General features: G+C 53.5%; 14 protein-coding genes. 8 read left to right on the top strand and 6 right to left on the bottom strand.

Going from position 1 to position 21,415, the window contains the following annotated elements; translation table 11 throughout:
* Window positions 1–35 precede the first annotated feature (35 nt).
* Together glpT and glpQ are read left to right on the top strand one after the other, a co-directional pair.
* Window positions 36–1,388: a glycerol-3-phosphate transporter gene (gene glpT / locus HV318_RS06620; RefSeq protein ID WP_182272104.1), complete on the top strand. Its 1,353-nt coding sequence runs from the start codon at window positions 36–38 to the stop codon at window positions 1,386–1,388.
* Between the two features lie 11 nt (window positions 1,389–1,399).
* Entirely contained in the window at window positions 1,400–2,461 is a 1,062-nt protein-coding gene (glpQ, locus tag HV318_RS06615) for a glycerophosphodiester phosphodiesterase (RefSeq protein WP_182274548.1), read from the top strand.
* 83 nt (window positions 2,462–2,544) lie between these two features.
* Here the strand turns inward: glpQ and yfaE are convergent, their stop codons facing one another.
* The 4 genes from yfaE to ubiG form a co-directional block, all read right to left on the bottom strand.
* Window positions 2,545–2,799: a class I ribonucleotide reductase maintenance protein YfaE gene (gene yfaE, locus HV318_RS06610; RefSeq protein ID WP_182272103.1), complete on the bottom strand. Its 255-nt coding sequence runs from the start codon at window positions 2,797–2,799 to the stop codon at window positions 2,545–2,547.
* Window positions 2,799–3,929, bottom strand: coding sequence for a class Ia ribonucleoside-diphosphate reductase subunit beta (gene nrdB, locus HV318_RS06605; protein ID WP_182272102.1), 1,131 nt, complete (start codon window positions 3,927–3,929; stop codon window positions 2,799–2,801). The genes yfaE and nrdB overlap by 1 nt, the downstream gene beginning before the upstream one ends.
* A 51-nt stretch (window positions 3,930–3,980) precedes the next feature.
* Window positions 3,981–6,266 (bottom strand): class 1a ribonucleoside-diphosphate reductase subunit alpha, encoded by a 2,286-nt coding sequence (gene nrdA, locus HV318_RS06600; protein WP_182272101.1) that lies wholly within the window; start codon window positions 6,264–6,266, stop codon window positions 3,981–3,983.
* Between the two features lie 349 nt (window positions 6,267–6,615).
* Window positions 6,616–7,344 (bottom strand): bifunctional 2-polyprenyl-6-hydroxyphenol methylase/3-demethylubiquinol 3-O-methyltransferase UbiG, encoded by a 729-nt coding sequence (gene ubiG, locus HV318_RS06595; RefSeq protein ID WP_182272100.1) that lies wholly within the window; start codon window positions 7,342–7,344, stop codon window positions 6,616–6,618.
* A 146-nt stretch (window positions 7,345–7,490) separates the two neighbouring features.
* Between ubiG and gyrA the strand changes: the two genes are divergently transcribed.
* Together gyrA and rcsC are read left to right on the top strand one after the other, a co-directional pair.
* Window positions 7,491–10,127 (top strand): DNA topoisomerase (ATP-hydrolyzing) subunit A, encoded by a 2,637-nt coding sequence (gene gyrA / locus HV318_RS06590; RefSeq protein WP_182272099.1) that lies wholly within the window; start codon window positions 7,491–7,493, stop codon window positions 10,125–10,127.
* Between the two features lie 135 nt (window positions 10,128–10,262).
* Window positions 10,263–13,109, top strand: a complete 2,847-nt coding sequence (gene rcsC / locus HV318_RS06585) for a two-component system sensor histidine kinase RcsC (RefSeq protein WP_182272098.1) — start codon at window positions 10,263–10,265, stop codon at window positions 13,107–13,109.
* Between the two features lie 91 nt (window positions 13,110–13,200).
* Here the strand turns inward: rcsC and rcsB are convergent, their stop codons facing one another.
* Together rcsB and rcsD are read right to left on the bottom strand one after the other, a co-directional pair.
* A complete protein-coding gene (rcsB, locus tag HV318_RS06580; protein WP_003859405.1) occupies window positions 13,201–13,851 on the bottom strand; it encodes a response regulator transcription factor RcsB in 651 nt (216 codons plus the stop codon).
* 16 nt (window positions 13,852–13,867) lie between these two features.
* Window positions 13,868–16,540, bottom strand: coding sequence for a phosphotransferase RcsD (gene rcsD / locus HV318_RS06575; protein WP_182272097.1), 2,673 nt, complete (start codon window positions 16,538–16,540; stop codon window positions 13,868–13,870).
* Window positions 16,541–17,282: 742 nt separating this feature from the next.
* Here rcsD and HV318_RS06570 point away from each other — a divergent pair.
* The 4 genes from HV318_RS06570 to alkB all read left to right on the top strand — a co-directional run bounded on the left by HV318_RS06570 (window position 17,283) and on the right by alkB (window position 21,346).
* Window positions 17,283–18,389 carry a porin OmpC gene (locus tag HV318_RS06570; RefSeq protein ID WP_182272096.1) on the top strand — a complete coding sequence of 369 codons (1,107 nt, stop codon included), beginning with the start codon at window positions 17,283–17,285 and terminating at the stop codon, window positions 18,387–18,389.
* 117 nt (window positions 18,390–18,506) lie between these two features.
* Window positions 18,507–19,562, top strand: a complete 1,056-nt coding sequence (apbE, locus tag HV318_RS06565) for an FAD:protein FMN transferase ApbE (RefSeq protein ID WP_182272095.1) — start codon at window positions 18,507–18,509, stop codon at window positions 19,560–19,562.
* A 72-nt stretch (window positions 19,563–19,634) separates the two neighbouring features.
* Entirely contained in the window at window positions 19,635–20,693 is a 1,059-nt protein-coding gene (ada, locus tag HV318_RS06560) for a bifunctional DNA-binding transcriptional regulator/O6-methylguanine-DNA methyltransferase Ada (protein ID WP_182274547.1), read from the top strand.
* Window positions 20,693–21,346: a DNA oxidative demethylase AlkB gene (alkB, locus tag HV318_RS06555; RefSeq protein ID WP_182272094.1), complete on the top strand. Its 654-nt coding sequence runs from the start codon at window positions 20,693–20,695 to the stop codon at window positions 21,344–21,346. The genes ada and alkB overlap by 1 nt, the downstream gene beginning before the upstream one ends.
* Window positions 21,347–21,415 lie beyond the last annotated feature (69 nt).

The following is a 21,415-nucleotide window of genomic DNA, read 5'->3' as shown; positions in this document are numbered from 1 at the left end:
CCCGAAAATTCAATACATAGGCCACGGAGGCTGTCATGCTCAGTATCTTCAAACCTGCGCCGCATCAGGCGCGTCTGCCAGAGGCAGAAATAGATCCGCTTTACCGCCGTCTGCGTTGGCAAATCTTTCTCGGGATTTTCTTCGGCTATGCGGCGTATTACCTCGTACGCAAAAACTTTACGCTTGCCATGCCGTATCTGGTGGAGCAGGGCTTTTCACGTGGCGATCTGGGGTTCGCGCTGTCGGGGATCTCTATCGCGTACGGTTTTTCTAAATTCATCATGGGCTCTGTGTCGGATCGCTCGAATCCGCGCGTGTTCCTGCCAGCCGGTCTGATTCTGGCGGCAGCGGTGATGCTGTTTATGGGCTTTGTGCCGTGGGCGACCTCCAGCATCGCCATTATGTTCGTGCTGTTGTTCTTATGCGGCTGGTTCCAGGGAATGGGATGGCCACCCTGCGGGCGTACGATGGTGCACTGGTGGTCGCAGAAAGAGCGTGGCGGCGTGGTGTCCGTGTGGAACTGTGCCCATAACGTGGGCGGGGGCATTCCACCACTGCTGTTCCTGCTGGGGATGGCCTGGTTTAACGACTGGAAAGCCGCACTCTATATGCCAGCCTTTGGCGCGGTCGTGGTGGCGATTTTTGCCTTTGCGATGATGCGTGACACGCCGCAGTCCTGTGGCCTGCCGCCGATTGAAGAGTACAAAAACGACTACCCGGATGATTACAGCGAACAAAATGAAGAAGAGCTGACGGCAAAACAGATCTTCATGAAGTACGTGCTGCCAAACAAACTGCTGTGGTACATCGCAGTGGCTAACGTGTTCGTTTACCTGCTGCGTTACGGCATCCTCGACTGGTCGCCGACCTACCTGAAAGAAGTGAAACACTTCGCGCTGGATAAATCCTCCTGGGCCTATTTCCTGTATGAATATGCCGGTATTCCGGGCACGCTGATCTGCGGCTGGATGTCGGACAAAGTCTTCAAAGGCAACCGCGGTGCGACGGGCGTCTTCTTTATGACCCTGGTGACCATTGCCACCGTCGTTTACTGGCTCAACCCGGCGGGTAACCCGGGCGTGGACATGGCCTGTATGATTGTCATCGGCTTCCTGATTTACGGCCCGGTTATGCTGATTGGTCTGCACGCGCTGGAGCTGGCTCCGAAAAAAGCGGCTGGCACGGCGGCAGGTTTTACCGGCCTGTTCGGTTACCTGGGCGGCTCGGTCGCGGCAAGCGCCATCGTGGGCTATACCGTTGACTTCTTCGGCTGGGACGGCGGCTTTATGGTGATGATTGGCGGTAGCGTGCTGGCGGTACTGCTGCTGGTTGTCGTGATGATTGGGGAAAGACGTCACCACGCCGACGTGCAGGCGCGTCGTCAATAAGGAGAATTATGATGAAATTGACCCACCTGGCTACCGGCCTGCTGCTGGCAGGTTTGATGACGGGCTCTGCGCTGGCAGCCGATAAAATTGTGATCGCTCACCGTGGTGCGAGCGGTTATCTGCCGGAGCATACCCTGCCGGCAAAAGCGATGGCCTACGCGCAGGGCGCTGATTATCTGGAGCAGGATCTGGTGATGACCAGGGATGACCAGCTGGTCGTTCTGCATGACCACTACCTTGACCGCGTGACGGACGTGGCCGAACGTTTTCCGGATCGCGCCCGTAAAGATGGCCGCTACTATGCGATTGATTTCACACTGGCGGAAATCCGCTCGCTGAAGTTTACCGAAGGCTTCGAGATTAAAGACGGTAAGAAGGTGCAGGTCTATCCGGGACGTTTCCCGATGGGCAAGTCTGATTTCCGCATCCATACCTTCGAAGAGGAGATTGAGTTCGTTCAGGGACTGAACCACTCAACGGGCAAAAATATCGGTATCTACCCGGAAATCAAAGCGCCGTGGTTCCATCACCAGGAAGGCAAAGATATTGCCGCGAAAACGCTGGCAGTGCTGAAGCAGTATGGCTACACCAGCAAGAAGGACAAGGTCTACCTGCAGTGTTTTGATGCCGCTGAACTGAAGCGCATCAAAACCGAGCTGGAGCCGAAGATGGGGATGAACCTCAATCTGGTGCAGTTGATTGCGTACACCGACTGGAATGAAACCCAGGAGAAGCAGCCGGACGGGAAGTGGGTGAATTACAATTACGACTGGATGTTTACGCCAGGCGCGATGAAGCAGATTGCGCAGTACGCGGATGGTATCGGCCCGGACTACCATATGCTGGTGGCGGAAGGTTCAACACCGGGTCACGTGAAGCTGACGGCAATGGTGAAAGAGGCGCATGCCAGCAAGATGCAGGTGCATCCGTATACGGTGCGTGCCGATAAGCTGCCGGACTATGCGACAAACGTGGATCAGCTTTATGACGTGTTGTATAACCAGGCAGGTGTGGACGGGTTGTTTACGGATTTCCCGGATAAAGCGGTGAGCTTTCTGAAGGATAAGCGCTGAAGTTGCCGGGTGGCGACTGCGCCTGACCCGGCCTACGAACTGCGGTTTTGTAGGTCGGGTAAGCGAAGCGCCACTCGACACAATCACATCTCGATCTCAATATCCCCTTTTGCCCGGCAGCAGCAGGGCAAAATTTCCCCTTCGTTGATAAAGGCCAGTGGTTCAGTCAGCCAGTCCACCTGGCCCGCAACCAGACGGCAGCGACAGGAGCCGCAATACCCGGCACGACACTGGTACTCTACCTCAACCTGATGGGCTTCAAGCGCCACCAGCAGAGAAGGGTGCTCTTCCCGGCACAGCACTTCTGTACCGGAAAGACTGAGCGTTACGCGTGTCATCAGAGCTGGAAGTTACTCAGGTCGTCAGTATCCACTTCCGCGTCAATCTGACCCACCAGGTAAGAACTCACTTCCACTTCCTGCGGTGCAACCTGCACGTTATCGGACACCAGCCAGGTGTTGATCCACGGGATTGGGTTAGAACGCGTCTGGAATGGCAGGTCAAGACCGACGGCCTGCATACGGATGTTGGTGATGTACTCAACATACTGGCACAGGATGTCTTTGTTCAGACCAATCATTGAACCGTCGCGGAACAGGTAATCTGCCCACTCTTTCTCTTGCTGCGCGGCCAGCACGAACAGGTCGTAGCACTCCTGTTTGCACTCTTCGGCGATTTCCGCCATTTCCGGGTCGTCGGTGCCACTGCGCAGCAGGTTCAGCATGTGCTGAGTTCCGGTCAGGTGCAGGGCTTCGTCACGGGCAATCAGGCGAATGATCTTGGCATTGCCTTCCATCAGCTTGCGCTCGGCAAACGCGAAGGAGCAGGCGAAGCTGACGTAGAAGCGAATCGCTTCCAGCGCGTTCACGCTCATCAGGCAGAGATACAGCTGTTTTTTCAGCGCACGCAGGTTCACGGTGACGGTTTTACCGTTCACATTGTGGGTACCTTCACCCAGCAGATGCCAGTAGCTGGTCATCTCGATAAGTGTGTCGTAGTAGTGCGCAATACCTTCCGCACGCTTCTGGATCTGCTCGTTAGTGACGATATCGTCAAACACCACCGCCGGATCGTTCACGATGTTACGGATGATATGAGTGTAAGAACGGGAGTGGATCGTCTCAGAAAACGCCCAGGTTTCCACCCAGGTTTCCAGTTCAGGAATGGAGATCAGCGGCAGCAGCGCTACGTTCGGACTACGTCCCTGAATGGAGTCCAGCAGCGTCTGATACTTCAGGTTGCTGATGAAGATATGCTTTTCGTGATCCGGCAGCGCCTGGAAATCAATACGATCGCGGGAAACGTCAACTTCTTCCGGACGCCAGAAGAAGGAGAGTTGCTTTTCAATCAGCTTTTCGAAAATGTCATACTTTTGCTGATCGTAGCGTGCCACGTTGACCGGCTGGCCGAAGAACATCGGCTCTTTGAGCTGGTCGTTTTTCGTCTGTGAAAAGGTGGTGTATGCCATGAATTGGGGTCCTGTCTTACGAAATAAAGGCGGGGATATCCCCGCCCTTCATTAGATCTTACATGCGCCGCTTTCGCAGCCATCGTCCTGGATAGAAGGTGCCAGGTCGTCCTGCGCGTCTTCCGCACCATCACGGGTGTTGTGATAGTACAGCGTTTTCACGCCAAATTTATAGGCGGTGAGCAGGTCTTTCAGCAGTTGTTGCATCGGAACCTTGCCTGACGGGAAGCGCGTCGGGTCATAGTTGGTATTGGCAGAGATCGACTGGTCGATAAACTTCTGCATGATACCCACCAGCTGCAGGTAACCGTCGTTGTTCGGCATTTCCCACAGCAGCTCGTAGTTGTCTTTCAGCAACTCGTAGTCTGGCACCACCTGACGCAGGATACCGTCTTTCGACGCTTTGATGCTGACGTGGCCGCGCGGTGGCTCGATACCGTTGGTGGCGTTAGAGATCTGTGAAGAGGTCTCAGACGGCATCAGGGCAGAGAGCGTGGAGTTACGCAGGCCGTGCGTCTTGATGGACTCACGCAGGGCTTCCCAGTCCAGGTGCAGCGGCTCGTTAGCAATCGCATCCAGGTCTTTTTTATAGGTATCGATCGGCAGAATGCCTTTCGCATAGGTGGTTTCGTTGAACCACGGGCACGCGCCTTGCTCTTTTGCCAGCTCGTTGGAGGCTTTCAGCAGGTAATACTGAATAGCTTCAAACGTTTCATGGGTCAGGTTGTTCGCGCTGCCGTCGGAGTAACGCTTACCGTGTTTCGCCAGCCAGTACGCAAAGTTGATCACGCCAATACCCAGGGTACGACGGCCCATTGCACCGCGTTTTGCCGCCGGGATTGGGTAATCCTGGTAGTCCAGCAGGGCATCAAGCGCGCGAACGGCCAGCACGGCCAGCTCTTCCAGCTCGTCCAGGCTCTTAATCGCACCCAGGTTGAACGCAGACAGTGTACACAGGGCGATTTCACCGTTCTGGTCGTTCACGTCTTCCAGCGGTTTGGTCGGCAGGGCAATTTCCAGGCACAGGTTAGACTGGCGCACTGGCGCAACCACTGGATCGAACGGGCTGTGGGTGTTGCAGTGGTCAACGTTCTGGATGTAGATACGGCCAGTAGAAGCACGTTCCTGCATCATCAGGGAGAACAGTTCCACCGCTTTCACGCGCTGCTTGCGGATGCTGTCGTCTTTTTCGTATTGGGTGTACAGGCGCTCGAATTCGTCCTGATCGGCGAAGAACGCATCGTACAGACCCGGGACGTCGGACGGACTGAACAGAGTGATCTCTTCACCTTTCAGCAGACGGGTGTACATCAGCTTGTTGATCTGCACACCGTAGTCCATGTGACGCACGCGGTTGCCTTCAACGCCACGGTTGTTTTTCAGTACCAGCAGGCTTTCGACTTCCAGGTGCCACATTGGGTAGAACAGGGTCGCAGCACCGCCACGCACGCCGCCCTGAGAGCAGGATTTCACCGCTGTCTGGAAGTGCTTGTAGAACGGGATACAGCCGGTGTGGAACGCTTCACCGCCGCGAATTGGGCTGCCCAGCGCACGGATACGGCCCGCGTTGATGCCGATACCGGCACGCTGGGAGACGTATTTCACAATCGCGCTGGACGTGGCATTGATGGAGTCCAGGCTGTCACCACACTCGATCAGTACGCAGGAGCTGAACTGACGGGTAGGGGTACGCACGCCAGACATAATTGGCGTTGGCAGAGAAATTTTGAACGTGGAAACCGCATCGTAGAAACGCTTCACGTATTCCAGACGGGTGTCACGCGGGTAGTTTGAGAACAGGCAGGCGGCTACCAGAATATAGAGGAACTGAGCGCTCTCGTAGATTTCGCCGGTCACACGGTTCTGAACCAGGTATTTACCTTCGAGCTGCTTCACCGCCGCGTAGGAGAAGTTCATGTCGCGCCAGTGATCGATAAACCCGTTCATCTGCTCGAACTCTTCTTCCGTATAGTCTTCCAGCAGATGCGTGTCGTATTTGCCCAGCTCAACCATTTTCACCACGTGAGCGTAAAGCTTTGGCGGCTCGAACTGGCCGTAGGCTTTTTTACGCAGGTGGAAAATCGCCAGACGTGCAGCGAGGTACTGATAATCCGGTGCTTCGCGGGAGATCAGATCCGCCGCAGCCTTGATGATGGTTTCATGGATATCAGACGTTTTGATGCCATCGTAGAACTGGATATGGGAACGCAGTTCAACCTGGGAGATAGATACGTTGTTCAGTCCTTCTGCTGCCCAGTCGAGAACTCGATGGATTTTGTCCAGATTGATACGCTCGGTAGTACCGTCGCGCTTTGTCACCAGCAGACTCTGATTCATGTGGGTTTTTACCTGTCCGTGAAATAAAAAATATCCCCCCGTTTATCCACAGGTCCGTCTTGTGACTAACTCTGTGGATAAATACTACATGTAGGGGTTTTGCGATAAGAAAAACGCTATATGGTGAGTATTCTAGTAAGGATTCTTTTCAGCACAAGGGTTGATTTTGACGTTAAATTGAGGTTGTGAAAGGGTAAAAAAGGCTAAGTCCTCGTACCGTAAGGCCTGGAAGACATGTCAATAATTAAGAAAAAAAATTCAAAATTTGATCGAGTGCTGATTTCTTCAACGAGAGGTCAAAATTGCGCAACATGATGTCGCGCAATCTTTATAAGAATATTTGATGACGTTAGTCGTTTTTGGTCGTTGTGTGCAACATATAATTAACATCCACGCCCGGTGCGAGCTTGAATTTGTCCGTTAATGGATTGTAATGCAGCCCGGTCATGTGCTGCTCTTTGAGCCACGTCTGGTCAACCCAGCTCAATAACTCAGCAGGCTTAATGAATTTCTTCACGTCGTGTGTACCTTTTGGCACCATGCGCAGCACATACTCCGCACCCACCACGGCCATCAGCCAGGCTTTGCCATTACGGTTGATCGTAGAGAAGAAGACCTGACCGCCAGGCTTAATCAGTTTTGCACAGGCATTGACCACGGACTGCGGGTCGGGTACGTGTTCCAGCATCTCCATGCAGGTCACCACATCGTATTGATGTGCGTGCTTTGCCGCGTGTGCTTCAACGGTTTCCTGCACATATTCCACCTGGACGCCGGATTCCAGCGCATGCAGACGCGCCACCTGCAGCGGTTCAAACCCCATGTCCAGGCCGGTGACGGTTGCCCCTTCACGCGCCATGCTTTCTGCCAGGATGCCGCCGCCGCAGCCAACGTCGAGGACTTTCTTACCGAACAGTCCGCCGGAACGCTCCGCGATATAGCCCAGACGCAGCGGGTTAATGCGGTGCAGAGGTTTAAACTCACCTTCGAGATCCCACCAGCGGGACGCCACCGCTTCGAATTTGGCAATCTCTTCATGGTCAACGTTGTGAGCCACCGGGGATTTTTCGGCATTCATGGACGCTTTTACTCCTTATTTAGCAAGACTTCGGAGTATATCAGCCCGCGCGGGTGAATAAAGCTTATTGGTTTACCTCAATCACCGCGGCTGTGTTATAATTTGCGACCTTTGAATCCGGGATACAGTAGAGGGATAGCGGTTAGATGAGCGACCTTGCGAGAGAAATTACACCGGTTAACATCGAGGAAGAGCTGAAGAGCTCCTATCTGGACTATGCGATGTCGGTCATTGTTGGCCGTGCGCTGCCGGACGTCCGCGATGGCCTGAAGCCGGTACACCGTCGCGTACTATACGCCATGAACGTATTGGGCAATGACTGGAATAAAGCCTACAAAAAATCTGCCCGTGTCGTGGGTGACGTCATCGGTAAATATCACCCGCATGGTGATATTGCCGTGTATGACACCATCGTCCGTATGGCACAGCCATTCTCCTTGCGTTACATGCTGGTAGATGGTCAGGGTAACTTTGGTTCTGTTGATGGCGACTCCGCGGCGGCGATGCGTTATACGGAAATCCGTATGTCGAAAATCGCTCACGAGCTGATGGCCGACCTGGAAAAAGAGACCGTTGATTTCGTCGATAACTACGACGGCACCGAGCGAATCCCTGATGTCATGCCTACCAAGATCCCGAACCTGTTGGTTAACGGTTCGTCAGGTATCGCCGTCGGTATGGCAACCAACATTCCGCCGCACAACATTACGGAAGTGATTAACGGCTGCCTGGCCTATATCGACGATGAAGACATCAGCATTGAAGGGCTGATGGAACACATCCCGGGGCCGGACTTCCCGACGGCGGCGATCATCAACGGTCGTCGTGGTATTGAAGAAGCGTACCGCACCGGTCGCGGCAAGATTTACATCCGTGCCCGCGCCGAAGTGGAAGCGGACGCCAAAACCGGCCGTGAAACCATCATTGTTCACGAGATCCCGTATCAGGTGAACAAGGCGCGTCTGATTGAAAAAATCGCCGAGCTGGTAAAAGAAAAACGTGTTGAAGGTATCAGCGCGCTGCGTGACGAGTCTGACAAAGACGGTATGCGCATCGTGATTGAAATCAAACGCGACGCGGTGGGTGAAGTTGTTCTGAACAACTTGTACTCCCAGACTCAGCTTCAGGTCTCCTTCGGTATCAACATGGTGGCGCTGCACCACGGTCAGCCGAAGATCATGAACCTGAAAGAGATCCTGAGCGCGTTTGTGCGTCACCGCCGTGAAGTGGTGACCCGTCGTACCATCTTCGAACTGCGCAAAGCGCGTGACCGTGCGCATATCCTTGAAGCACTGGCCGTTGCACTGGCAAACATCGACCCAATTATCGAGCTGATTCGCCGTGCGCCAACGCCGGCTGAAGCAAAAGCAGCCCTGATTGCGCGTTCGTGGGATCTGGGCAACGTGGCGGCGATGCTGGAACGTGCGGGCGATAACGCTGCGCGTCCTGAGTGGCTGGAGCCGGAATTCGGCGTGCGTGACGGTCAGTACTACCTGACTGAACAGCAGGCCCAGGCGATTCTGGATCTGCGTCTGCAGAAACTGACCGGCCTTGAGCATGAAAAACTGCTCGACGAATACAAAGAACTGCTGGAGCAGATTGCTGAGTTGCTGCATATCCTCGGTAGCGCAGAGCGCCTGATGGAAGTGATCCGCGAAGAGCTGGAACTGGTACGTGAACAGTTCGGCGATGAGCGTCGCACCGAAATCACCGCGAACAGCTCTGATATCAACATTGAAGATCTGATCAACCGCGAAGATGTGGTGGTCACCCTGTCTCACCAGGGCTATGTGAAGTATCAGCCATTGACCGACTACGAAGCACAGCGTCGTGGCGGTAAAGGCAAATCTGCGGCACGTATTAAAGAAGAAGACTTTATTGACCGTCTGCTGGTGGCGAACACCCATGACACGATCCTCTGCTTCTCAAGCCGTGGTCGTCTGTACTGGATGAAAGTCTATCAGTTGCCGGAAGCGAGCCGTGGCGCGCGTGGTCGTCCAATCGTTAACCTGCTGCCGCTGGAAGCGAACGAACGTATCACCGCCATCCTGCCAGTACGCGAGTACGAAGAAGGCGTAAACGTCTTTATGGCAACCGCCAGCGGTACCGTGAAGAAAACTGCGCTGACCGAGTTCAGCCGTCCACGTTCTGCCGGTATTATCGCGGTGAACCTGAACGAAGGCGACGAGCTGATTGGCGTGGATCTGACCTCCGGTTCTGATGAAGTGATGCTGTTCTCTGCCGCCGGTAAAGTGGTGCGCTTTAAAGAGAACGCAGTGCGCGCAATGGGGCGTACTGCGACCGGCGTTCGCGGCATCAAACTGGCGGGTGAAGACTCAGTTGTTTCCCTGATCGTTCCGCGTGGCGAAGGTGCCATCCTGACCGTGACGCAGAATGGCTACGGTAAACGTACGGCAGAAAGCGAATACCCGACCAAGTCTCGTGGCACGCAGGGCGTTATCTCTATCAAGGTTACCGAGCGCAACGGTTCTGTTGTGGGCGCGGTGCAGGTAGATGATACCGACCAGATTATGATGATCACTGATGCCGGTACACTGGTGCGTACGCGCGTTTCCGAGATCAGCGTGGTCGGTCGTAACACCCAGGGTGTTATTCTCATCCGTACTGCGGAAGATGAAAACGTCGTGGGTCTGCAACGTGTTGCTGAGCCAGTGGATGACGAAGAGCTCGATTCCATCGACGGTAGCGTAGCGGAAGGTGATGATGACATCGCGCCGGAAGCGGACACTGACGATGATGCAGCGGATGACGCTGACGAGTAATGTCTCCTGATGTAAAAAGGGCCGGATTCCGGCCCTTTTCTTTTGCAGATGCAGATAAGTGAACGTTGCGACCTGGCGCGTTTACCGCTACCTTAACCACATTCTTGTTGACCCCGACGGCGGAGCCTCGCCCCTTTGAAATACCTCGTCTCCTTTCGTACCACGCTGAAAGTCTCTCGCTATCTGTTTCGGGCGCTGGCGCTATTGCTTTGGTTGCTGGTGGCGTTGTTCTCGGTGTTTTACATCGTTAACGCGTTGCACCAGAAAGAATCGGAGATCCGTCAGGAGTTCAACTTAAGCTCCGATCAGGCTCAGCGCTATATTCAGCGAACGTCTGACGTGATGAAGGAACTGAAGTACATTGCCGAAAACCGCCTGACGGCAGAGAACGGCATCCTTGCCATCCGTGGGCGTGATGACAAAACGGAAGTCCCGGATTTCGAGCCGCTGTTCCCGGATTCGGATTGTTCGGCGATGGGCAATGCCTGGCGCGGCTCGCTGGAATCACTCGCGTGGTTTATGCGCTACTGGCGTGACAACTTTTCTGCGGCCTATGACCTGAACCGCGTTTTCCTGATTGGCAGTGAAAACCTCTGTATGGCCGATTTTGGCCTGCGCGATATGCCCGTCGAGCGCGATGATGCGCTAAAGAGCCTGCACGAGCGCATAGTGAAATACCGTAATGCCCCTCAGGATGAACGCAGTAATAATATCTTCTGGATAAGCCAGGGGCCACGCATGGGCGTCGGGTATTTCTATGCCCTGACGCCGGTGTATTTGGGTAATCGCCTGCAGGCATTGATGGGCATTGAACAGACCATCCGCATGGAAAACTTCTTCACGCCGGGCAGCCTGCCGATGGGCGTGACTATTCTGGATGAAAACGGTCATCCCCTGATTTCACTCACCGGGCCAGAGAACCGTTTGCAAGTCGATCCACACTGGATGCAGGAGCGTTCGTGGTTTGGCTACACCTCGGGCTTCCGTGAGCTGGTGTTGAAGAAAAGCTTACCGCCATCGTCGCTGAGTATTGTCTATTCGCTGCCTGTCGATATGGTGCTGGAGCGCATTCGCATTCTGATCCTGAACGCCATTTTGCTGAATGTGCTGGTGGGTATCGTGTTGTTTACACTGGCTCGCATGTACGAGCGGAAGATCTTTATCCCCGCCGAAAATGACGCCCAGAGAATGGAGGAGCACGAGCAGTTTAACCGTAAAATTGTCGCCTCCGCCCCGGTGGGGATCTGTATCCTGCGCACGCAGGACGGCACGAACATCCTCAGTAACGAGCTGGCACATAACTACCTGAACATGCTGACGCATGAAGACAGACAGCGGTTGACGCAGATTATCTGCGGGCAGCAGGTTAACTTTGTGGACGTACTCACCAGCACCCACACTAACCTGCAAATTAGCTTTGTTCACTCGCGTTATCGTAACGAAAACGTGGCGATTTGCGTGCTGGTGGATGTTTCTGCGCGCGTGAAGATGGAGGAGTCATTACAGGATATGGCGCAGGCGGCGGAACAAGCCAGCCAGTCGAAATCCATGTTCCTTGCCACCGTCAGCCACGAATTACGTACTCCGCTGTACGGGATTATCGGTAACCTCGATCTGCTGCAGACCAAAGAACTGCCGAAAGGGGTCGACAGGCTGGTGACGGCGATGAACAACTCCTCAAGCCTGCTGCTGAAAATCATCAGCGATATTCTCGACTTCTCTAAAATTGAGTCCGAGCAGCTGAAAATTGAGCCGCGTGAGTTCTCTCCACGCGAGGTGATGAACCATATCAGCGCCAACTATATGCCGCTGGTGGTGCGTAAGCAACTGGGACTTTACTGCTTTATCGAACCGGATGTGCCGCTGACGCTGCAGGGCGATCCGATGCGCCTGCAACAAGTCATCTCTAACCTGCTCAGCAACGCCATCAAATTTACCGACGTCGGCTGTATTGTGTTGCACGTGTGTCGGGCAGGGGACTACCTGAGTATTCGCGTGCGGGATACGGGAGTGGGTATTCCGGCGAAGGAAGTGGTTCGTCTGTTTGATCCGTTCTTCCAGGTGGGGACCGGTGTGCAGCGTAACTTCCAGGGCACCGGGCTGGGTCTGGCGATCTGTGAGAAGCTGATCAGCATGATGGACGGAGATATCTCCGTGGATACTGAGCCAGGTATGGGAAGCCAGTTCACCATCCGTATTCCGCTCTATTCGGCGCAGTATCCGGCTAAAACAACGGTCGATGGGTTGAGCGGTAAACACTGCTGGCTGGCGGTGCATAACGCATCGCTGAATGATTACCTGACGGCACTGCTCATTCAGAGTGGTGTGGGGGTATCCAGTTATGAAGGTCAGACGCCGGATGCGGATGATATGCTCATCACGGATGGCATGCAGAAACAGACATGGCAGGGACGAGGGACGGTGATCTTCTGTCGTCGTCACATCGGCATTCCGCTTGAGCATGTTCCGGGGGAATGGTTGCATAGTGTGGCAACGCCGCATGAGCTGTTAGGTTTGCTGGCGCACATTTACAGCGTGCAGTTGGAAGACGGCGAGGGCACGGCCGCTTTGCCGTCACCGGACTCTCTGACACCGGCGAACGACGATATGATGATTCTGGTGGTGGACGACCATCCTATCAACCGTCGTCTGCTGGCCGACCAGCTTGGTTCATTGGGTTACCAGTGTAAAACCGCCAATGACGGCGTGGATGCTCTGAATGTGCTGAGTAAGAACCATATTGATATTGTGCTCAGCGACGTCAACATGCCGAATATGGACGGTTATCGCCTGACGCAGCGCATTCGTCAGCTTGGGCTGACGCTGCCCGTTGTGGGCGTGACGGCAAATGCTCTGGCGGAAGAGAAACAGCGGTGTCTGGAATCAGGCATGGACAGTTGTCTGTCGAAGCCGGTTACGCTGGACGTTCTCAAACAGACGCTGTCAATTTATGCCGATCGCGTAAGAAAAACGCGGACATAAAAAAGGCCCATAAGGGCCTTTTTTGTTTGTTCTCCCTCTCCCTGTGGGAGAGGGCCGGGGTGAGGGCATCAGGCCGCTCACTCGCTGACGATCAATCCTTGTCCGTTGCACTCAGCGTCACGGAGGAGAGATAGTTCAGCAGGGCAATATCGTTGTCCACACCCAGTTTCATCATCGCGGATTTCTTCTGGCTGCTGATAGTCTTAATGCTGCGGTTCAGTTTCTTGGCAATCTCGGTGACCAGGAAACCTTCAGCGAACAGGCGCAGCACTTCGCTCTCTTTTGGTGACAGGCGTTTGTCACCGTAGCCACCCGCGCTGATTTTTTCCAGCAGACGTGAAACGCTTTCAGGGGTGAACTTCTTGCCTTTCTGCAGTGCTGCAAGTGCTTTTGGCAGATCGGTTGGAGCACCCTGCTTAAGGACAATCCCTTCAATATCCAGATCCAGTACGGCACTCAGGATCGCCGGGTTGTTGTTCATGGTCAGAACGATGATCGAGATGTCCGGGAAATGGCGTTTAATGTATTTGATGAGCGTGATCCCATCACCGTATTTATCCCCGGGCATGGAGAGATCGGTAATGAGAACGTGTGCATCAAGTTTCGGCAGGTTATTGATGAGCGCTGTAGAGTCTTCAAATTCACCGACTACATTCACCCACTCGATCTGTTCAAGTGATTTGCGAATACCGAACAGTACAATCGGATGGTCATCGGCAATAATTACGTTCATATTGTTCATGTATAAGGCTACCTTGCTACAGCAAGCTGTTGACGTAGGCGTCAATGTCGCTGATGTATTTTTCAATGCCAGAGGCATCTTTCTCACGAATTAGATGTTCCAGCGTTTCACATAACTGCTTGCCGGGAACCAGATTAAGCATGGCAAACACCCCTTTAAGCCGGTGTGCTGTCTGTGCCAGCGCCGCGAAATCATTCGCAGCGGACTCAGTATACAACCGCTTAACATCATCTGGTACTGTATCAACAAAGAGTGAATAGTAACCGCTGGCATGCAGTTCGGCGTTTTCATCACCGCCTAACGGGGATTCCGGTATCTCTTCCTGCGCCAGTTGCTCTTCTATAAGTTGTAGTACAGCTTCCTGCATCGCATTGCTCATATTAAAGTTGACGCGCATCTGGCCAGGGCCGATTTTTCGCACGCCTGGCTCATCATCGCTTAAAAGCAAGCCGGAGGCAGTAAGATTAGACGGATTATCAGTTAAAAACAGATCAAATTCTTGACTTGAGAGTCTTTCATCCGGCGTGATGCAGGCTGCGCCCCAGTTTTCTAACTGGCGAACCACGATATTGCGGATCTCATTTGAGGTCACATCGACCATCACCACCACGTCATCCAGCAGGCGTTCTTCATCTTCTTCCTGCGGATTGGCGGTCATTTTAACGTGCAGAGAGTAGCGTGTGCCAAGCGATTCGCGCGCCTTGATGTTCAGGTGGCCACCAAGCTTACGCGCCAGCTGATCGCACAGCCAGAAGGTCAGCGCATTGGCTTTGCCATAATGATCGCTCTGGGTATCGTTCAGGAACGGGAAGTGCAGGTTATCGATCTCACTGACCGTGACGCCTTCGCCAGTGTCCAGAATGCGGAACGTCAGGCGGTCGTCCGTTGATTCGTCGGTGCTGACTTCCAGGGTGATTTTGCCAATCTGGGTGGTGGTTACCGCGTACTGGATCAGCATCAGCAGGATCCGACGCAGGGCTTCGCGATCGCCATGACGTTCGTCATTCGCCGGTAAGGCGTTGTTGATCAGCAGCTGTAGCCCTTTGCGCTTAATGATGGGCAGTACATCCGGAACCACTTCATCGATCAGATTCTGGATGGAGAAGAGCGTTGGGGTGCCTTTCCAGATGTCATTCTCCAGCATGTTCGCAAGCTGGATTTCGTCAACCAGACGAACCAGTGAGTCGGCCTGGCTGGCAAGCTGATGGCTTTCAGCTGTGCTCAACGCCGCCGCCTGTGTGGCCAGCGTTTTAAGCGGCTGCTTGAAAGCATCGCCAATATTTTGCATAAACGCGGCACGGCCCTGCTGGTTTTTCTCATACAGCCTTTGTGCCTGTTTGAGCTTTTTATTCACCAGCACTTCCCTGTCCTGATCGCGGATAACGAAGATTTGTGTGCGGGAAGCCACCTGGCTGCGGAACTGGCGGATTTCATACAGTTCATTATTAATGGTCGCCTGAATCACCCCCTGATGCTGATCCGCCATCGTGGTGATATTCTGCAGGTTCAGATGTGGCAACAGGTGATCGGCAATTTTATTGCTCATCACCGTGCGGTTCGCTTCCTGATCGTGCACGAGCACCCCAAGCGGCAGCACGGAAATAATCTCTTCGTTCAGTGCGCGTAACACGCGTAATTCATTGCTGGTTCCTGCCGGAACTGAAGAGGCGTCACTCTGACGCCCTGGCTGAAAACGGAAGGTGCTGTAGCCAAACAGCGCCAGCGCCAGAAGACCGATATTCAGTAACAGCGGTAACAGGATGTTTTGCAGCGTATCGAGCAGCAATGTACCAAACGGCACTTGCCACACCAGGCGCATGCCGGTTGAGTTCAGCGAAGACGCAATTTCAATCTTCGAGCCGTTAAAGGAGATGGATACACTCTCTACAGCCTCTTTGTCCGGCGTAGTGCGCATATTCTGTGTATTGCTGTCTGGATCAAGGCGGAAACTGTCCAGCGGCATATCCGGGGGGATCAAATCGTTGATAGGCAAGTCGAAGGCCACCACGGTCGCCAGGTGTCCTGGCTGGTTAAACGTGGTACGCAGGGTAAAGTAATGCCCATTTTGCCAGGCCAGACGGCGCAGCGAAGAGAAGCTCTCGCGTTCATCAAGGGCGTTAGCCTGCTGCAACATTTCTGCCCGGCGGGAGTCGACAATGCTGCCCACTGTGGTTTCTTTAAAGCCGGACGAGAGATCTTTTAGCGGCAACGTGGAGATCAGGATCATGCTGTTGTCCTGACCGTTTAAATAGTACATCGACCACGGCACGGTCTCAGCGCCCCAGAGGGTATCAAGATAGGTTGAAATGCGCTGTGTCATCTCAAGCGTTGCGCTGTCGTGAGAGCCAAAAATGAGGGCCTCCGTCTTACGCTGGGGCTTTTCGAGGTAATAGACATCTTGCTTAAGACGTGTCTCCTGCAGGCCTTCCCCTGAAGATGTCGCCGGGGCCGCAGCGATATTGTCGTAAATCTGCCATGTCGCATAGCGCCAGGTATCAATACGTTTGTGCACGGCATGCGTGATATCAACGATCTGGTAGCTTTTATCCTTCAGCCAGGCGTTAACCGCGCTCTGAACCATAACCCCCATCGTGACTAACAGCACAATGATCAACAGAAGAAAGAAACGGGTGATGCTCCCGGGAAGAAGAGAGAACTTACTTGAGGCGGTGGTTTCAGACTGACTCATTGATATGTTTAACCCGTGATGGCCACGCTTTAAGGGGATAGGGCAGTATAAAGGGTAATAACTGAATTTCCAGCGTCACTGTCTGAGAACAAGCGACTTTTTCCGCCGAGAATATCGGGAGTGCACCTTGCTTTAAACGTGTACAAGCAGGCGGGAGATGTACAAATAAAGGACGATATCAGTCAGGAAATAGCACGAATAAACAAGAAATTAAGTTTGTAGTAATGACGGGCATACGGAAATGATTTCGGCGTAATTTAGTTAATAGTCGTTATTATTTCCATGTGGTAGCACAAAAAAAAGGTATTTACGTAAAGAAAGGTAAAAAAAAACCGAATGCTCAGCATCCGGTTGAATTAGGGATAAACAGACATTCAAAACTGAATGACGGTAATAAATAAAGTTAATGATGATAGCGGGAGTTATTTTAGAGATGTCAGGTGGTTTTGTTTTGTCATTCAGTGCTGTAAAGATTGTTTTGTTAACTCATTGATTTTTAATGGTGTTTGTTTATTTTTGATTATAAGTGCTATATTTTCAAGCTCTTTGTGCTTTGTAAAAGTTCCCTCAAATTTACAAAATGAAACATCTTTGTTGAAAAATGAAACACCTTCAAAGTTTTCGTATCATATTCGTGTTGGATTATTCTGTAATTTTGAGGAAAATGAACTTGCCGACTGGTTAAGAATGTTTAACTAGTAAGCAGTGGTAATAATAAGGCATATAACAGAGGGTTAATAACATGAAAGTTAAAGTACTGTCCCTCCTGGTACCAGCACTGCTGGTAGCAGGCGCAGCAAATGCGGCTGAAATTTATAACAAAGATGGCAACAAATTAGATCTGTACGGTAAAGTTGATGGTCTGCACTATTTCTCCGACGACAAGAGTGCTGACGGAGATCAGACCTACATGCGTATCGGCTTCAAAGGCGAAACCCAGGTTAACGATCAACTGACGGGTTACGGTCAGTGGGAATACCAGATCCAGGGTAATACGGCTGAAAGCGAAAACAAATCCTGGACTCGTGTGGCGTTTGCGGGTCTGAAATTCGCTGAAGCAGGTTCCTTCGATTACGGCCGTAACTACGGTGTGATCTACGACGTAACGTCCTGGACTGACGTTCTGCCAGAGTTTGGTGGCGATACTTACGGTGCAGATAACTTCCTGCAATCCCGTGCGAACGGCGTAGCGACCTACCGTAACCAGGACTTCTTCGGTCTGGTTGATGGCCTGAACTTTGCTCTGCAGTATCAGGGCAAAAACGGCAGCGTAGATGGTGAAAACAATACGGGTCGTAGCACCCTGAAACAGAACGGTGATGGTTATGGCGCGTCCGTGACCTACAACCTGGGTGCTGGCTTCAGCATTGGTGGTGCGATGGCATCTTCCAAACGTACCTACGATCAGAACAACACTGCAGCACTGGGTAATGGCGACCACGCTGAAGTTTACTCCGGTGGCCTGAAATATGATGCTAACAACATCTATCTGGCAACGCAGTACTCTCAGACCTATAACGCAACCCGTTTCGGTGACTCTCAGAGCAGCAGCGACATCTACGGTTTTGCTAACAAAGCGCAGAACTTCGAAGTGGTTGCTCAGTACCAGTTCGACTTCGGCCTGCGTCCGTCCGTGGCTTACCTGCAGTCTAAAGGTAAAGACATCGAAGGTTACGGCGATCAGGATCTGCTGAAATATGTTGATGTGGGTGCGACTTACTACTTCAACAAAAACATGTCCACCTATGTGGACTACAAAATCAACCTGCTGGATGACAACTCCTTCACCAAACAGGCTGGTATCGGTACTGATGACATCGTAGCGCTGGGTCTGGTTTACCAGTTCTAATTCGCTTCTCAGTATGACAAAGGGGCCGTCTGGCCCCTTTTTTCGTGTCTTTTTTAGGGTCTTACAATTCCCCCGTTTTGGTGTACTCTTGCCGCCCAGGCATGAGGATAATAACGAATGGATATGACTTTTTTACGCGCCAGCTTTCTGGCTACCTTTTTTTTCCTGACAGCATGTGACTCTTCCACACCACCGGCGAAAACGGACGCGCCAGCGGCGACGGTTCTGGAAGGCAAAACGATGGGCACATTCTGGCGCGTCAGCGTGATGAATCTCGATGAGAAACGCGCTGAAGAACTGCGCGGCAAAATTCAGTCGCAACTGGATGCTGACGATCAGCTGCTCTCGACCTATAAAAACGACTCGGCACTGATGCGTTTTAATCTGTCTAAAAGCACCTCCCTCTGGCCGGTGAGCGAAGCGATGGCCGATATCGTGACCGAAGCAATGCGCGTGGGCTACAAAACCAATGGTGCAATGGATGTCACCGTGGGGCCGTTAGTTAACCTGTGGGGGTTTGGCCCCAACAAGCAGCCGCTCACTACACCCGGCCAGGCGGCCATTGACGATGCCCGTGCCCGCACAGGGTTACAGCATCTGACGGTGATCAATCAGTACGGGCAGCAGTATCTGCAAAAAGATATTCCCGATCTGTTTGTCGATCTGTCGACGGTGGGGGAAGGATACGCGGCGGATCACCTTGCGGCGCTGATGACCCAGGAAGGGATCGCGCGTTATCTGGTTTCTGTCGGGGGGGCGTTAGTCAGCCGTGGCATGAACGCCAGTGATAAACCCTGGCGGGTCGCTATTCAAAAACCAACCGACCAGCAAAACGCCGTGCAGGCGATTGTGGATATCAATGGTCATGGTATCAGCACCTCCGGGAGCTACCGTAACTATTACGAACTCGACGGTAAGCGTATTTCGCATGTTATCGATCCGCAAACAGGGCGTCCGATCGAGCATAATCTGGTGTCCGTTACGGTGATCGCCCCAACAGCACTGGAAGCCGATGCCTGGGATACCGGATTGATGGTGCTCGGCACGGAAAAAGCCAAAGAGGTGGTACGCCAGGAAGGACTGGCAGTCTACATGATCACCAAAGAGGCCGACGGCTTTAAAACCTGGAGTTCACCGCAGTTCAACAGCTTCCTGGTGAGCGAAAAAAATTAAAAAGCAAGGTTGCGGGTTTTTCTTCGCTGGCACTCAGGCACGCTGTATGTATGCTTGTAAAAGGAGCTGATGATGAAAAATCCAACCTTTAAGACCGATGAGGATCGCTGGCAGGCAGTACTGGCCCGCGATCTGCGTGCTGATAACCAGTTTGTCTTTGCCGTACAGACGACGGGCATCTTTTGTCGCCCGTCCTGTCGCGCCCGCCACGCGCTGCGTAAAAATGTCCGTTTTTACCCTGATGCTCAACACGCTGTTCTGGCCGGGTTCCGTCCGTGTAAGCGCTGTATGCCGGACAAACGCGACCCGCAAGAACAGAAGCTGGCAAAAATTGAACAGGCTTGTCGTCTTCTGGAGCAGGAGCCCACACTCACCCTGGAGGTGCTGGCGCAGCAGATTGGCATCAGCCCATTCCATTTCCACCGCCTGTTTAAGTCTGTGACCGGCATGACGCCCAAAGCCTGGCAACAGGCGGCGCGGGAGCAACGCCTGCGTCATGCGCTGGCACAGGGCGACAACATTACCGAGGCCGTGCTGGCAGCAGGGTTTCCTGATAGCAGCAGCTATTACCGCAAAGCCGATGTGGCGCTGGGTATGACGGCGAAACAGTACCGGAAAGGGGATGTTGCCGTGCGTTATGCTGTCAGCGGCTGTTCGCTAGGGCGTTGTCTGGTGGGGGAAAGTGAGCGGGGGATCTGCGCGATATTGCTGGGCGACGACGATGCGACCTTAACAGAGGAACTTCTGACGCTGTTTCCAAAGGCAGAGCAGGAACCACTGGAAGGCGCATTTGCGCAGCGTATCCGCCAGGTGATTGCCAGTATTGATGGCCGTGCGGTACCGCTGACACTTCCGCTGGATATTCGCGGAACCGCTTTTCAGCAACAGGTCTGGCAGGCACTTCGTACCATTCCCTGTGGTGAAACGGCAAGCTATCAGCAGGTCGCGCAGGCGATTGGCAAACCCGCTGCCGTTCGCGCGGTGGCGGGAGCCTGCGCCGCTAACAAACTGGCGATTGTGATCCCCTGTCATCGTGTTGTTCGTAACGACGGGGCACTTTCTGGCTACCGCTGGGGGACGGCGCGAAAGGCGTTATTGCTAACACGTGAGGCGAAGAGCCGGGAGGGGTAATGCTCGATCTTTTTGCAGAGGCTGACCCCTGGCTGGAACCGCTTGCCCCAGGGGCCATGATCCTGCGCCGTTTTGCGCTCGCGCGCGCGGCGGCGCTGCTTGCCGGGATTGATGAGGTTGCGGCTGTCTCGCCATTCCGTCAGATGGTCACGCCGGGCGGTTACACCATGTCGGTGGCGATGACCAACTGCGGTAAGCTGGGCTGGACGACGGACGATCGCGGCTATCTGTACGCCCCCGTTGACCCAATGACCGGCAGCGCCTGGCCTTCCATGCCTGCGGTCTTTCAGGCGCTATGCCACGACGCTGCCGTTGCAGCCGGTTACGCTGACTTTACACCCGATGCGTGCCTGGTGAACCGCTATGCCGTCGGCGCGAAACTCTCGCTGCACCAGGATAAAGATGAACCAGACCTGCGCGCACCTATCATCTCCGTCTCTTTAGGCCTGCCTGCGGTTTTCCAGTTTGGTGGATTGCGTCGCAATGACCCGCTCAAACGTCTGATGCTGGAGCATGGCGATGTGGTGGTGTGGGGCAGGGAATCGAGGCTGTTTTATCACGGCATTCAGCCGCTTAAACCGGGTGTTCATCCGCAGACAGGCGAATTCCGTTTTAACCTGACTTTTCGGCAGGCTGCAGAGAGCACAAAGTGATCCGTGATGCCGTTGCAAGGTCGTCGGCACAAACAACACTCCTCATTAAATTTCACAATTACAATAATT

Source organism: Enterobacter sp. RHBSTW-00901, from assembly GCF_014103115.1.
Lineage (GTDB): Bacteria > Pseudomonadota > Gammaproteobacteria > Enterobacterales > Enterobacteriaceae > Enterobacter > Enterobacter cloacae_P.
This window is presented reverse-complemented; position numbering and strand designations above follow the sequence as displayed.